The following is a 14583-nucleotide window of genomic DNA, read 5'->3' on the forward strand; positions in this document are numbered from 1 at the left end:
GCTCGCGCCGCCACGGCGTCGATTACTTCTTGGAGAGGTTCTTCTGCTGTGCCTTGGTCAGGTAAGCCGCCCATTCGTCGGCAAGTTCCTTCGCAGAAATATCGCCGAGCAGAGCCTGCTGCGAGGTCTTGATCGCCAGCGAATCCTTGAAGAAAGCGAACTCTTCGAGGAAGGTCGGCATTACGGTCGGAACGGTGTCCTTGTCTGCCAGTTCCTCGAACCAGCCCTTGAACTGGTCACCGGCATAGAACGGATCCTTTTCTGCCGCCGTATAGGCCGGCAAAGCACCGATCTTCTTGTTCCACTCGATATTGCCTTCCGGGCTCTGCAGCGTTTCGATCAGCTTCCAGGAGAGATCCTTGTTTTCGCTCTTGGCAAACATCGACCAGCCGGCATAACCGATCGTCGGGAAGGATTTGCCCGTCGGTCCCTTCGGCAGTGGCGCGACGCCAAAATCTTCCGGCTTCATACGCTCAGCAACTGCTATCAAAGCATCTGGGTCCTGATCGAGGAAGGCGCAGGTGCCGGAATAGAATCCGGCCACGACTTCGTTAAACCCCCAGTTGACGCTGTCCTTTGGCGCAAGACCCTTCTTGTATAGATCGACCATCCACTCGATACCCTTTGCCCAGCCTTCGCTGTTCATGGTCGAGGTGCCGTCTTCCGTGAAATACTTGTTGTCGCCGGCCATCGAGGCGGCGAAGATCATCCAGCCATTGAGGCCGCCCGGGCCGCCACGCATGCAATAACCGTATTTGCCCGGCAGCTTGGATACGGCTTCGGATGCCTTGGTGAACTCGTCCATGGTCTTCGGCGGCGCGGAAACGCCGGCCTGTTCAAGCAGCTTCTTGTTGTAGAACATCGCCCGCAGATAAAAGCCGTAGGGCAGCATATAGGCGGTGTCCTTGACGTCACGGCCAAGCTCCAGCGCGCGCGGCGTCAGTTCCTTGGTGTGCTGCCATTTTTCCAGATAGGGCTCGAGGCTTTCGAGCATGCCATTGTTGCCATAGAGAGAAAGCCAGGTATCCGGCATTTCCATCACATCCGGCGTATCGCCGGCAGACACCATGGTGGCGAATTTCTGGAAGGCCTCGTTCCAGGGCAGCGAGATGATTTCCACCTTGGTGCCGGGATTGGCGGCCTCGAACTTGCCGACCAATGATTTCAGCGTCTGCGTGCGTTCCGGGCTGGTGATGACTTCCACCAGCTTCAATGTCGTATCGGCCAATGCGCTGCTTGTCATCAGAGTGGCGAAGATTGCAGTCGTTATGATTGTTTTCATTGTCCTGCTCCCAGTTGTCTTGGTTTCATGCGTTATGAGGCGACGGCGATTGCCTCCTGAAGATCGCTCCACAAAGCCTCGGTTCCCTCGAGGCCGACATGGAGGCGTACGGACCGCGCATGGATGCCGAACGTATGCGCGGAATTGGGCTGGGCCTTCTGCTGCAGCACCACTTCGCCCGGAACGATCAGGCTTTCGTGGCCGCCCCAGCTGACGCCGAGCTTGAAGAGTTTGAGATGGTCGGCAAAGGCGCGGATATCCACGCCCTCCTTGAAGATGAAGGAAAACAGGCCCGACGTGCCGTGAAGCCCCGCAGGCAGCCGGTTCGCCAGACCCGGATGGCAGACGGTTTCCACCACATCGAGTTCCTGCAGCCGCCGCGCGATGGTCAGCGCCGATTCCTGATGAGCTTTCATGCGCAAGGGCAGCGTGCGCATGCCTCGGATCAAGAGCCAGGCATCGAAGGGCGAAAGCTTTCCGCCGAGATAGGGATAAGCCTCCGCCTTCACCCGAGCGATCATCTCCTTCGAACCGGCAACCACACCGGCGACGACATCACTATGGCCACCGAGATATTTGGAGGCCGAATGGATGACGAGATCCACGCCGAGTGTGATCGGCCGCTGGAAGAACGGGCTTGCCCAGCTGTTGTCGATCATCGAAACGACGCCGTGCTTTTTCGCCAAGGCCGCCAGCGCGCCGACATCATGGGCTTCCATCACCCAGCTTGTCGGGCTTTCCAGATAGAGAACCTTGGCCCCCGGCAGCGCCTTTCCGACTGCTTCCTCGTCGCGGCCGTCTACATAGGTGACCTCGACCTTCATGCGTTTCAGCAGCGTGCCGAAAAGGCGGAATGCATCGGGATAAACGTGTTTGACTGCAACGATGCGGTCACCCGGCTCGACAAAGCTCAGGACAGACGACGATATCGCCGACATGCCGCTGGCAAAACCGAGCGCATCCTCGGCGCCTTCGAGCTTGGCCAGCATTTCCTCGAACATGCGCACCGTCGGATTGAGGCCGCGCGTATAGATCGGCCGCACCTTCTCACCGCGGTAGGAAGCGATCATCTCGTCATAGTCGGAGAAGGTGAAGAGCGAGGTCTGGAAGATCGGCGGCACGACCGCATCGGCGAAATTTCCGTCGTCATGGGCAGTAATCAGCGAGGCGAATTGCGACGGATCGAACATTTCGTTCATTGGGACATTTCCTTGATGTCTTCCTCGACGACGGCGAGGATCTTTAATGTCTCGCGCCTTGCACCCTCGGGATCTTGGGCGGCGATGGCGTCGAAAAGCGTGCGGTGAAACGGAAAGGAGCGTCGGGCAAAATCCTTGCGATCGAAGGGCGAAGCCCAGAAATGCTCGAAACTCTCGCGCATCTGCTCGAGTATCTGCCGGAACAGCGGATTATGCGTGGCGTCATAAACGGCGAGATGGAAGGCAAGGTCTTCCGGGCCGGACGAGCCCTTTTCCAGATGCACGGTCTCCATCTGCACCAGCTTCTTCTCGATGATCACGAGGTCATCGTCGGTACGCATGCGGGCGGCCACCATGCCGGCCTCGCATTCGATGCCCCGGCGCACCTGCAGTGTCTGCAAAAGCACGTCACGCAGGCGTGTCGTGTCCAGCGACAGCGGCATATGCACGGTATCGGGAGAAATCGGCCGCAGCAGATAGGTGCCGCTGCCTTTTCGCGTTTCGATGACTCCGAGCGCCTGAAAGTGGCGGATCGCCTCCCGGATCGTCGAGCGGCCGACAGCAAGCGTTGCCATGAGCTCACGCTCCGCCGGCAGTCGATCCCCGGCCTTGAGCTGAACATCGGCGATATAATGCGCAAGCGCCGAAGTCACCTGCCGGGCACGATCCAGTGTCGGCAGCGGTTGAAGTGTTGCGGATAACGTCGCTCTCGTCATAACACCATGCAAGCCAAATTGGTCTGACATCATAGCAAAACACGCGACTAAAAGGGTGTCAATCGCTCCTTGTCGTTTTCGCTTGTGGATAGGCTTTTCATAATGCAGCGAGAGATCCCGCCCGGCGGTCGCGGGTCCGGGATGCGACGCATGCCGGGAGACGGCATGGTGTCGGGCAAGGGCTTGTGGCTTGGGACTTGGGACTTGGGGAGCGGTTCAGTCGTGTCTGGCTATGCGGGCAATATGGAAAGCCTGCCCACCGCCCGATCCACGGCTGGGCCTCGCCGACGGCATGTGCAGCAACCTCACTTGCAGCGATGCTGGCAATATCGCGCATTGCGCCTGGATGTAGAGCTCTTCCCGGACGTCCGGTTCACACGTCCGAGAGTGCGTTGAGCAACACGATATCGTCCTCGCCGGTAATGATATCGGCATCGGCCTGAAGGACATATTCGACAACGGCGTTTATGCCGCCGAGATGTTCCTTGAGCAGTTTCGCAGCCCGAATTTCATCATGAGCCTTGATCGCGGCATAAAGCGCCACATGCTCTTCCAGAACCTCTTCGAAATAACCGATCTTCGGAAATGCCTGGCGCCGTACGCGGTCGAGTTGCCCCGTCGCGTTATGGATCGTCTGCCAGACATTCGGAAAGCCGGCGATGCGGCAGAGGAGGCGATGGAACTCGTTGTCGACCTTGAAAGCCTCATCGATGTCACGCCGCTTTGCCGCTTCCTGCTGGCGAAAGATAAGTAGATCGAGGTCCTTCTCATGCACAGGATCGAAATTACGGGCTGCAAGACGCACCGTGCGCATTTCAAGGCTGGAACGGATCAGATGCCCCTCGATCACCTTGCGCATGGCGATCTTGTTGACGAATGTGCCCCCGCTCGGAACGATATTGACGAGCCCTTCCTGCGCCAGCCTCAACAAGGCCTCCCGCATCGGCGTTCGGGAAATGCCAAGCTCGGCGCAGGTCTCCTTTTCGTTCAGCGTTTCGCCCGGCGCCAGTTTCATTGTGATGATCGCATCGCGGATGACGTTATACGCCCAGACCGCCTTGGGCTGGCCGGCCCCCATGTCTTCCAATGCAAGTTTAGCGTGTGAATTCACTCAGCGCCTCGTCCGCTCGCTTTACGTGTTTTAGCTTCCTTACATTATAAGCAGTTGCTTTCGTCGGCATAAAGAGGGCACGAGCATCATGCTTCGTTCGCCGCGATCATTGCCATTTCCAGAAGCACCTTGGCTCCGGCCGTCACCTGATCGGGCTCGCACCATTCCTTTTCGCTGTGCGAAATGCCCTGCCTGCAGGGCACGAAGATGATCGCCGTCGGGCAAAGATGGGTCATCGACAGTGCGTCATGAGAGGTCAGCGTCGGCAGCATCACCGACGTGTAGCCCAGCCGTTCCGCCACTTCGAGAACCTGCCCGGCAAGCTCCTGCGACAAGTCAAGCCGCTGGCGATAATGCGAGGTCGTGGCATCGATCGTAAGCCCCGTCTCTCCGGCGATGCGTCCCGCCGCGGCCTCGATGCGATCGATGATCTTCGCCCTCCCCTCTTCGGCTGCATGAACGGCGACATAGGAGAGCTTGGTCAGATGCGGAATGTTGACGCGGTTGTTCGGCCAGTTACGGATCACCGTGGCGCTGACCATGCCCGCCGGCTCGTTCTCGGCTCCGATCGCCTCGATTTCGAGGATCAGTTTGGACGCAGCGACAAGCGCGTTGCGCCGCGTCGACATTGCGGCCGTCTGCGAATGGCCATTCTCGCCGCTGATATCGATAAATCCGCTGCAACCCCAGGAACTGTTGGAAACGGCAGCGATCATCGCACCTGCCTTTTCCATCTCCGGCCCCTGTTCGATATGCAGTTCGAGATATTTATGCACCGCCCGCCCGCCGACCGGCAGCTGCCCGGCATGACCGATACGGGCAAGCTCGTCGCCGAGCATCACTCCGTCATCATCCTTGCGAAACAACGCATCTTCCAAAGACAGGAGCCCGGCAAAAATGCCCGACCCCATCACGCCCGGCTGGAACCGCGCGCCTTCCTCATTGGTGAAATTGGCGATCTCGATCGCTCGCCGCGTGCTGACGCCTGCCGCATCGAGCGCGCGGATAACCGCAACCCCGGCAAGCACGCCCAGAACGCCATCGAACTTGCCGCCCGGCATCTGCGTGTCGAGATGGCTGCCGATCATCAGCGGCGGCAGCGACGGATCGGTACCTTCCCGCCGCGCGAACATGTTGCCGATAGCATCGACAGTCACCACCAGCCCCGCCTCCTCCGCCCAGTAACGGAACAGGTTGCGCCCCTCGCGGTCCGCATCCGAAAGCGCGGGCCGGAAACTGCCACCGCCCTGCGTCGCGCCGATCGCCCCCATCGTCATGATATCCGCCCAGAGGCGTTCGGCGTTGATTTCCGGCAAGGTGGTCATGGTCTATCCTTTGGCATTGGGTATGGCAGCGATAAGCGAGGCGGATGCTGTCACTCGGTCTCGTGCAGCACCTCTTCGAGCACCTTGAGGAAGATGTCCGCATGGTCCTTGCCGAACGGCAGCGGGGGACGGATCTTCAACGTGTTTCCATGAATTCCGGCGGCGCTGATCAGCACACGACGCTCGCGCATGCGATTGACGACCGCGAGCGAGCGCGGTCCGTCCGGGGCGCGGCTCTGCCGGTCCTTGACGAATTCCAGCCCGAGGAAGAGGCCCGCGCCGCGCACATCGCCGATGCAGTCGAAATGCTGCTGCAGCTTGCGCATGCCTTCCAGCATGTAATTGCCGGTCGACAGCGCATTGCCCATCAGGTCTTCGTCACGGATGACGTCGAGCACGGCATTGGCGGCGGCGATCGATACGTGGTTGGCGCCGAACGTGTTGAAATAGCGGATGTCCTTGCCGAAACGTTCCTGCACCTCGCCCTTCATCACCGCGGCCGCGATCGGCAGGCCATTGCCCATCGGCTTGCCCATGACGGCGATGTCGGGAACGATGCCGTGACGCATGAAACCCCACATATGCGAGCCGGTGCGGCCAAAGCCCGGCTGCACTTCGTCGGCGATGTAAAGCGCGCCGGCCTCATGCACCACGTCCAGCGTCTTCTTCAGGAAGCCCGCAGGCTCCGAATAGATGCCGTCAGTCGAGAATATGCTGTCCGCGATGAAGGCCGCCGGCTTGATGCCATGGCGCAACATGAAGGCGATCGCCTTGGACACCTCTTGCGCGAAGGTCTCGCCGACATCCTTGCCATCGGCGCGATAGGCATCCGGTGCCGGTACGGTGATCACATGCATGCCGAGGGGCATGTTGGGGCCAAGCGACGGCGAGATGGCGGCGGCGGCGGCCGTCGTGCCGTGATAGGCGTTCTCGGTAATGATGATGCCGGTTCCGCCCGTGTAGTAACAGGCCAGCCGCATGGCGAGGTCGACCGCCTCGCTGCCGGTGCAGCAATACATGACCCGGTTCATCTCGTCGGGAAATGTTGAAAGCAGTTTTTCGGAGTAATCGAGGATCTTTTCGTCGAGATAACGCGTATGCGTATTCAGCACAGCAGCCTGTTCGGCGATCGCGGCGACAACGCGCGGATGGCAATGTCCCACCGAAGGCACGTTGTTATAGGTGTCGAGATAGGCATTGCCGTCCGGATCGTAGAGCCAGACGCCCTCGCCGCGCACCAGATGCAGCGGGTTTTCGTAGAACAGCCGGTAGGACGGCCCGAGCATCGCCTGGCGGCGCTCGATCATCGACCGCTCGCGCTCCGGCAGGCTACTCAGGCGCGATGCATCGAAGCCGTTGATCATCGTTGTGGCTGGCTTGTTCATGTCTCTCTCCCTCGGGTGTCAGGCGCGGCAGGCCGCTGCCAGGCGCTTTACGGCGTCATCTCTTGAAATTGCGTCGAGCCGGGCAAACTGCGCCCATACGGTCGGGCTGTTACGGGTGTAAAGCGCCCGGTGTTCGGGAAACAGCTTTCCGCGCCATTCGGGTATCGCAAGCCGCATCAGCATCCGGGTGGTCACCGCGGTGTAAAGCAACTCGATCTCTTCCTGAGCGAGCGTCTTTTCGGTCGAATACCCTTTCAGAAAATCGCACATCGCCTCCACCGGATCATCGGCGTCGCCCATCTGGTAGGCCGCGCCGACAGCGACATCGAACAGGATGGGTGCATGCACCATGTCGCCGAAATCGATGATGCCGCTGATCTCATCCGGATCATCCTCGCTGACGAGAATGTTCTCCATGTTGAAATCGTTATGGATCACCTGCGCCGGCAGTTCGCCCATGCGCGGAGCAATCAGGGTCTCGAAATCGGCCATCGCCCGTTCCAGCCTTACCCGTTGCGCTTCGTCTTCGAAGACCGGCAGCAATTCGCGAAGCCCCGCGGCGTGCGACATGTCCCAGGTGATGCGATGGCCCGCGGCCTCGTGGGTAAATCCTTCAAGCGCCTTCTGCATGCAACCGAGAAGTACGCCGACGCGGTAGCGCTGGATGGGTGAATGCGGCTGTGATTTCTGTGAAATGCCAGGCGCGAAGGTCACCATGCGCACGCCGCGCGTGCCGCCTTCGTCATCGGTCATGCGGAAATCGGCCTCGCCGTCCAGTGTGCGGATGATCCGCTGGATCGGAATGCCGGGATCGGCCGCTTCGACATGCAGAAGCGCCTGGCTGTGCATGTTCGTCATCGCCGGATTTTCCGCCGGGTTGAGAACCTTGAAGAGATATTCCCTTCCGTCGTCCAGCGTCAGCCGGTAATTGCTGTCCTTCTCGCCCCAGAGCCATTCGGCCTTGCCGGACAGCCCGTATTTTTCCCTTGCGATGCGCTCGGCCTGATCCGGAGGCACGGCAGTCGCGCCCGTCTTCAGCTCTGCGCCAAGCCCGCTTGCCGCTCCTTGGCTTGCCGTGGAGGCCATCTGTCCCATCCCGATACCGCTGTTGATCGTTTGGTGCGGAAGACAAGGCCTCCCGCACCTTTGTTGTCCGGCTCAGCCGAGCCTGGGCGCGCTGAGAACGTCTTCGGGATAGGCGGACTGATAGGCCGCAGCCAATGCCAGCACGATATCGTCGCGGAAACGCGGACCGACGAACTGCAGGCCGATCGGCAACCCGCCGGCATCGAAGCCGCAGGGCACCGATACGGCCGGCTGGCCGGTCATGTTGAACGGATAGGTGAAGGGCGACCAGTCGGACCAGTCCTTGCCCTCGATCCCGCCGGGAAAATCGACACCCGCCTCGATTGCCGTCGTCGGCATGGTCGGCAGCATCAGGGCATCATACTTTTCGTGGAAAAGCGCCATCGTCACCTTGAGATCGGCACGCACCTGCTCGGCCGTGACATAGTCGATGGCCGAGTAGGTCTTTCCCTTCTCGTAGATGCGGATCAGGCCGGGATCCATCAACTTCTTCTGCTCTTCCGTCGGATTGACCATCTCGACGGTGCGGGCTTCGGCGGCGTACCAGAGCGCCAGAAGAGCATCCTGCGGATTGGAAAAGCCCGGATCGATCTCCTCGATGATCGCGCCCATATCCGCCAGCCGCTGGGCGGCCCGCTCGACCGCAGCAGCGACATCCGGCTGCACTTCGGCATAACCGAGATTTCGGCTGTAACCGATCTTCACGCCCTCGACGCTGGTAGCATTGATCCCTTCGTGCCAGTTCGGCACCGGTGTCGGACTATAGCCATACATCGCCTTCGGCGTCGGCCCGGTTGTGGCATTCATGAACAGCGCCGCATCCTCGACCGTCCGCGTCAGCGGGCCGCGATGGGCAAGCTCGAACAGCGCCGTCGGCGTGTCGGAGGGAATCCAGCCATAGCTAGGCTTGATGCCGAACGCGCCGCAGAACGAAGCCGGAATGCGGATCGAACCCGCACCATCCGACCCTTCATGCAAAACGCCCATATTGAGCGCAGCTGCCACGGCCGCACCGCCCGACGAGCCGCCAGAGGCGCGATCGGTGCGCCACGGGTTAAGCGTGTTGCCGAATGCCGGACCGTGAGTGACACCCTTCCAGCCGAATTCCGGCGACGTCGTCGTGCCGAGGATGGTCACACCCGCGCCGCGCAGGCGTTCCATGATCAGGAACTCCTTTTCGGAAGGCGTCGTTGCACCGAGCGCCGAGCCGCGCCGCCACGGAATGCCCTTGACCGGAGTGAGTTCCTTGATCGTCGTCGGCGCACCGTCGATGGGTGAAAGCGGTTCGCCCTTCTTCCAGCGCGCTTCGGATGCCTTTGCCTCGGCGAGCGCCAGTTCTGGCACCACATAGGCGAAGGCGTTGACGCTCGGATTGAACTTTTCGATCCGCGCAAGCGAGGCCTTGGCGGCTTCGACCGGGGACGCCTTGCCCGACGCGAACAGCTGGGAAAGCTGTGCCGCGGTCATTTCGCCAAGATCTGTCTTTTCCATCATGTTCATGATCTCAATCCTTGATGCTTCAGGCGTGCGCGGCCGCAACGGTATCCAGCGCGCGGGCAACGGCACCGAACATATCGTCGATCTGTTCGGCGGTGATGATCAGCGGCGGGCAGAAGCAGATGGCTTCACCGATATTGCGGATGATCAGGCCCTCGTCCTGGCATGCGGCGGCGATCGTTGCAGCCGCATCACCGGCATTGGCATCCGCCCAGGGCTTGATCTCCAGCGCGCCGAGCAGGCCGACGCCGCGCGAGGAATGCGCCAGCGGATGCTTGGCAAGTTCTGCCAGGCCGCCGAGGAACTTTTCCTCCAGTCGTGCGACGTTGCCGACCAGATCCCGCTCCTGGATGATCTTCAGGTTTTCGAGACCAACCGCGGTCGCGACGGGATGACCGGAGGCTGTGAAGCCATGGCCGAAGACGCCGATACGGTCGCTTTCGTCGGCGATCGGCTGATAGAAATGGTCGTTCATGATGATCGCCGAAAGCGGCATGTAGGACGACGAGATCTGCTTCGACACGACAAGCACGTCCGGCTCGATGCCGAGCGTCTCGCAGGCGAACATCTTGCCGGTACGGCCGAAGCCGCAGATGACTTCGTCGGCGACGAGAAGGATGTCGTATTTCTTCAGGATGGCCTGAACGCCGGCCCAGTAACCGTCCGACGGCATCAGCACGCCACCGGCGCCCATCACCGGCTCGCCCCAGAAGGCGGCGATCGTTTCAGGGCCTTCCTTGAGGATCAGGTCCTCCAGATCTTTCAGCATGCGCGTGGTGAAGTCAGCTTCGCTTTCGCCCTCGAGACCGAAATGCACATAGGACGGGCAGGATGTATGAACCATCCGGTCGAGCGGCAGGTCGAAGCTCTCATGGTTGCGCGGCAGGCCGGTGATCGAGCCTGAGGCGATCGTCACACCGTGATAGCCCTTGATCCGGCCGATGATCTTCTTCTTGTCTTTCTTGCCGAGCGCGTTGGAACGGTACCAGACCATTTTGCAGGCAAGGTCGTTGGCTTCGGAACCGGAGGAGGTGAAGTGCACCTTCGACATCGGTACCGGTGCGATCTTGACCAGCATCTCGGCCAGATCGATCGACGGGCCATGCGTCTTGTAGGAGAAGCTGTGGTAATAGGGCAGCTTTTCCATCTGCGCCTTGGCGACTTCCGCCAGACGTTTTTCGCCGAAACCGAGCGCCACCGACCACAGGCCGGCCAGGCCCTCGATATAGCGCTTGCCGGTATTGTCGGTAACATAGATACCGTCGCCGCTCTCGATCACGAGGCCGCCGGTTTTTTCATATTTCCGAAGATTGACCATCGGATGCATCTGATAGGCCATGTCGCGGGCTTCGACCGAGTTCGGCATAATCGTCATGTGCTGCTCCATAAGCGGGCTCTGTTGCCCAGATTGATTGATATCCGACGGGCTCAGGCCGTCATCAGCGCTTCCTTTGCCCGACCGGGAATGGCCTCGATCAGGCTTTTCGTGTAGGGGTGCCGGGGCGTGTCGAAGATCTCGCTCCCCGTACCAAGTTCGACGACCTCGCCCTTCTGCATCACCATAACGCGGTCACAGATCTTGGCCGCGACGCGCAGGTCATGGGTGATGAACACGAGGGAGAGGTTGAGGTCTTTTTTCAGCTGGCCCAGAAGTTCCAGAACCTGAGCCTGGATCGAAACGTCGAGTGCAGACACCGCCTCGTCGGCGATGATGATCTCGGGTTCGAGCGCCAATGCGCGGGCAATGCCGATACGCTGCCGCTGACCGCCGGAAAACTCGTGCGGAAAACGATTGTTTCCTTTGGGATCTAGCCCGACCATCTCCATCAGTTCGGCAGCGCGGGCGAGCGCCTTTTTCTCATCCTCACCATAGGCGATCGGCCCCGAGGCAATGATGCGCCCGACCTTTTCGCGCGGATTGAGCGACGAATACGGGTCCTGGAAGATCATCTGCATGCGTCTGCGCATGGCGCGCAGTTGTTCGCCCTTCAGATGCGCCATGTCCTGTCCGCCAAGCAGAACGCGGCCGCTTTCGGGGTCCTGCAGCCGCACGAGGCAGCGACCGACCGAAGACTTGCCTGAGCCGCTTTCACCGACGATGCCAAGCGTTTCGCCGCGACCGAGTGTGAACGACACGTCCTTGACGGCATGCACTTCACGGGCCTTGGAAAACAGCCCGCCGCCCATGCGATAGATTTTCGAGAGGTTCTCGACGGCAAGCAGCGGCTCGCGGGTCTCGATACGCGCCACCCCTTCGCCGGGACGCGGGATCGCCGCGATCAGCTTCTTCGTATAGGGGTGTTGCGGCGAAAACAGAACCTCTTCGGCCGTTCCCTGCTCGACGATGCGGCCGAGCTGCATCACCGTCACATAGTCGGCGATCTCGGCCACGACGCCGAAATCGTGAGTGATGAACATCACTGCCATGTTGCGCTCTTTTTGGAGCCCGGCGATGAGTTTCAATATCTGCGCCTGCGTCGTCACGTCGAGCGCCGTTGTCGGCTCGTCGGCGATCAGCACTTCCGGCTCGAGCGCCAGCGCCATCGCGATCATCACGCGCTGACGCTGACCGCCGGAAAGCTGAAACGGATAGCTGTCGGCGGCTCGCGGCGGGTCGGGCAGACCGACCTCCGTCAGAAGCGATAGCGCCTTTTGCCTGCGCTCCTTCGGAGTCAGAAGACCATGCGCCTCGAACACTTCCTCGATCTGTGCCGAGACTTTCATCAGCGGGTTGAGCGCCGACATCGGCTCTTGGAAGATCATCGCCACTCGGCGACCGCGAATGGAGTAGAGCGCATCCGCCGGCATGGTGATCAGATCGGTGGCGCCAAGCAGAATACGACCCTGCGCCACGCGCACCGTATCGGGAAGAAGCCCCATCAGCGCATTGGCCGACATGGATTTGCCCGAGCCGCTTTCACCGACCACGCAGAGCATCTCGCCGGGAAACAGCTTGAAGGAGACGCGGTCGACTGCATAGGGGCGATCAGCGCCGTCCGGAAGTGCGATGCTCAGCCTGTCGATATGGACGACCGGTTCGCCCCTCCCCTCTTCCTTCAGAGCACCCGGATGGATGACGGCGGCAGCGGTTTCGTCGGATGTCACGGCATTGGTGTCGATCATGTCTGCCATGGTTACCTCCCCTTGCGCGCAAGGCGCGGGTTGAGAGCGTCGTTCAGCCCTTCGCCGACGAGATTGAGCGCCAGCACGGTCAGAAGGATTGCAAGGCCCGGGAAGAAGCTCACCCACCAGGCCTGACGGATCACGGTGCGGCCCGCGCCGATGATATAGCCCCAGGACATGATGTTGCGGTCGCCCAGCCCCAGGAAAGACAGCGAGCTTTCGATCAGGATCGCCGCCGCCACCATCATCGAGGCGAGCACGATAATCGGCGAGAGCGTGTTCGGCAGGATCTGCCGCCAGATGATCGTCGAATGCGTCTGGCCGGAAAGAACGGCGGCCTCGACGAATTCACGCGACCGGAGCGACATAACCTCGCCGCGCAGCAAGCGCGCCACCGGCGGCCAGGAGACCACGGCAATCGAGATGACGATCGAATAGATGCTCGGCTGGAAGATCGCCACCAGCACCACGGCCAGCGCGAAACTCGGCACGCTCTGGAAGAATTCGGTGAACCGCATCAGCAGATCATCGACCCAGCCGCCGAAATATCCGGCAATTGCGCCGATCGGAATACCGATCAGTAGCGAGACGACGGTCGATACGAGCCCGACCAGCAGGGAAACCCGTGCGCCGTGGGCGAGACCCGCCGCAAGGTCGCGTCCCATCGGATCGGTGCCAAGCACGAAAGCGTCCATGGTGAAGGGCGGAATGAACGGCCGCTGCACCATCGCCCAGGGCGACTTGGTGTAGATGAACGGAGCGACGATCGAAAGAACGACGACCAGAAGCAGGATGACCAGACCGACGACGGCGCCTCGGTTCTGCGAAAAACGTTTCCAGAAATCCTTCATGACGTCACCTTGATGCGCGGATCGACGAGGCGGTAAAGCACGTCGGTGATGAGGTTGAAGAGCAGCACCATCGCCGCCGAGACGACAAAGACGCCGAGCAGCAGATTGTAGTCGCGCTGCGAGAGGGCGTCGAACATCAGCCGGCCGATGCCCGGCCAGGCAAACACGGTTTCGATCAGCACTGCGCCGCCGACCAGCTGCCCGGCCTGCAGGCCGGCAAGCGTCACCACCGGCAGAAGCGCATTTCGCAGTACATGGCGGCGCTGGATGACACTGGGACGCAAGCCCTTGGCCTTGGCGGTCTTGACGAAATCCAGCGTGCTGACTTCCAGCATCGAGGCACGGGTCATCCGGGCATAGACGGCCATGAAGAACAGCCCGAGCGTCATTGCCGGCAGGATAAGGTGCAGGAAGACATCGAGCGCGCGGGCAAGGCCGGTATAATTCGCGCCGACGGTTTCATAACCGAAGCCGGGCAGCCATCCGAGCTGGACGGAAAACAACAGCACGCCCATCAGCGCCAGCCAGAAGAGCGGCGTCGCGTAGAAGATCAGCGCGATGAGCGAGATGATCGTATCGGCCCACTTGCCCTGCCGCGCGGAGGCAAAGGCACCGGCCGCAACGCCCAGGCCGAGCGAGATCACGAAGGCTGAAAGGGAAAGTAGCAGCGTCGCCGGCAGGCGCTCGCCGATCAGTTGCAGCACCGGCAATTGCTGGCGGTAGGAATAACCGAGATCGAGCTGGACCACCGAAGAAACGTAGATCCAGAGCTGCATGTAAAGCGGCTTGTCGAGGCCGAAACGTTCTCTGAGCTGTTGCAGGAAGGCAGGATCGGCATCACCCGCTTCCCCGGCCATGACCGCAGCCGGATCGCCCGGTGCGGCATGGATGAGGAAGAAATTGAGCACGGTGATACAGATCAGGATCACGACTGCCTTCAGCAATCGCCCCGAGATGAATCTCAGCATGAGCACGGCTCCGACTAGATTTTTCAGGTCAGGAATGAGC

The 14583-nt window shown here is 60.9% G+C and carries 12 protein-coding genes; all 12 read right to left on the reverse strand.

All coding sequences use genetic code 11. From position 1 onward, the window contains the following. Positions 1-22: 22 nt before the first annotated feature. The 12 genes from JZX87_RS20965 to JZX87_RS21020 all read right to left on the reverse strand — a co-directional run bounded on the left by JZX87_RS20965 (position 23) and on the right by JZX87_RS21020 (position 14543). Positions 23-1282, reverse strand: coding sequence for an ABC transporter substrate-binding protein (locus tag JZX87_RS20965; protein ID WP_206827768.1), 1260 nt, complete (start codon positions 1280-1282; stop codon positions 23-25). 32 nt (positions 1283-1314) lie between these two features. Next, the gene (locus JZX87_RS20970) at positions 1315-2481 is read right to left on the reverse strand and encodes a PLP-dependent transferase (RefSeq protein ID WP_206827770.1); all 1167 of its coding nucleotides are present in this window, start codon (positions 2479-2481) and stop codon (positions 1315-1317) included. Next, complete coding sequence (locus JZX87_RS20975; RefSeq protein ID WP_183685338.1) at positions 2478-3197, reverse strand: FadR/GntR family transcriptional regulator; 720 nt, start codon at positions 3195-3197, stop codon at positions 2478-2480. The genes JZX87_RS20970 and JZX87_RS20975 overlap by 4 nt, the downstream gene beginning before the upstream one ends. Before the next feature lie 373 nt (positions 3198-3570). Then, positions 3571-4308 carry a GntR family transcriptional regulator gene (locus tag JZX87_RS20980; protein ID WP_353654230.1) on the reverse strand — a complete coding sequence of 246 codons (738 nt, stop codon included), beginning with the start codon at positions 4306-4308 and terminating at the stop codon, positions 3571-3573. Between the two features lie 86 nt (positions 4309-4394). Next, entirely contained in the window at positions 4395-5633 is a 1239-nt protein-coding gene (locus JZX87_RS20985; protein WP_206827772.1) for a Zn-dependent hydrolase, read from the reverse strand. Between the two features lie 50 nt (positions 5634-5683). Beyond that, entirely contained in the window at positions 5684-7018 is a 1335-nt protein-coding gene (locus tag JZX87_RS20990; protein ID WP_286194981.1) for an aspartate aminotransferase family protein, read from the reverse strand. A gap of 18 nt (positions 7019-7036) precedes the next feature. Then, positions 7037-8104 (reverse strand): phosphotransferase, encoded by a 1068-nt coding sequence (locus JZX87_RS20995; protein WP_206827775.1) that lies wholly within the window; start codon positions 8102-8104, stop codon positions 7037-7039. Between the two features lie 72 nt (positions 8105-8176). After that, a complete protein-coding gene (locus tag JZX87_RS21000) occupies positions 8177-9604 on the reverse strand; it encodes an amidase (RefSeq protein ID WP_206827777.1) in 1428 nt (475 codons plus the stop codon). Between the two features lie 19 nt (positions 9605-9623). Beyond that, complete coding sequence (locus JZX87_RS21005; RefSeq protein ID WP_206827779.1) at positions 9624-10976, reverse strand: aspartate aminotransferase family protein; 1353 nt, start codon at positions 10974-10976, stop codon at positions 9624-9626. Positions 10977-11029: 53 nt separating this feature from the next. Then, positions 11030-12724 (reverse strand): ABC transporter ATP-binding protein, encoded by a 1695-nt coding sequence (locus JZX87_RS21010; protein ID WP_206827901.1) that lies wholly within the window; start codon positions 12722-12724, stop codon positions 11030-11032. 11 nt (positions 12725-12735) lie between these two features. Then, positions 12736-13575, reverse strand: coding sequence for an ABC transporter permease (locus JZX87_RS21015; RefSeq protein ID WP_183993661.1), 840 nt, complete (start codon positions 13573-13575; stop codon positions 12736-12738). Then, on the reverse strand, positions 13572-14543 hold the full coding sequence (locus tag JZX87_RS21020; protein WP_206827781.1) for an ABC transporter permease: 972 nt from the start codon (positions 14541-14543) through the stop codon (positions 13572-13574). The genes JZX87_RS21015 and JZX87_RS21020 overlap by 4 nt, the downstream gene beginning before the upstream one ends. Positions 14544-14583 lie beyond the last annotated feature (40 nt).

The sequence above is a fragment of the Agrobacterium sp. Ap1 genome (genome assembly GCF_017313375.1).
Taxonomy (GTDB): Bacteria; Pseudomonadota; Alphaproteobacteria; order Rhizobiales; family Rhizobiaceae; genus Neorhizobium; species Neorhizobium cellulosilyticum.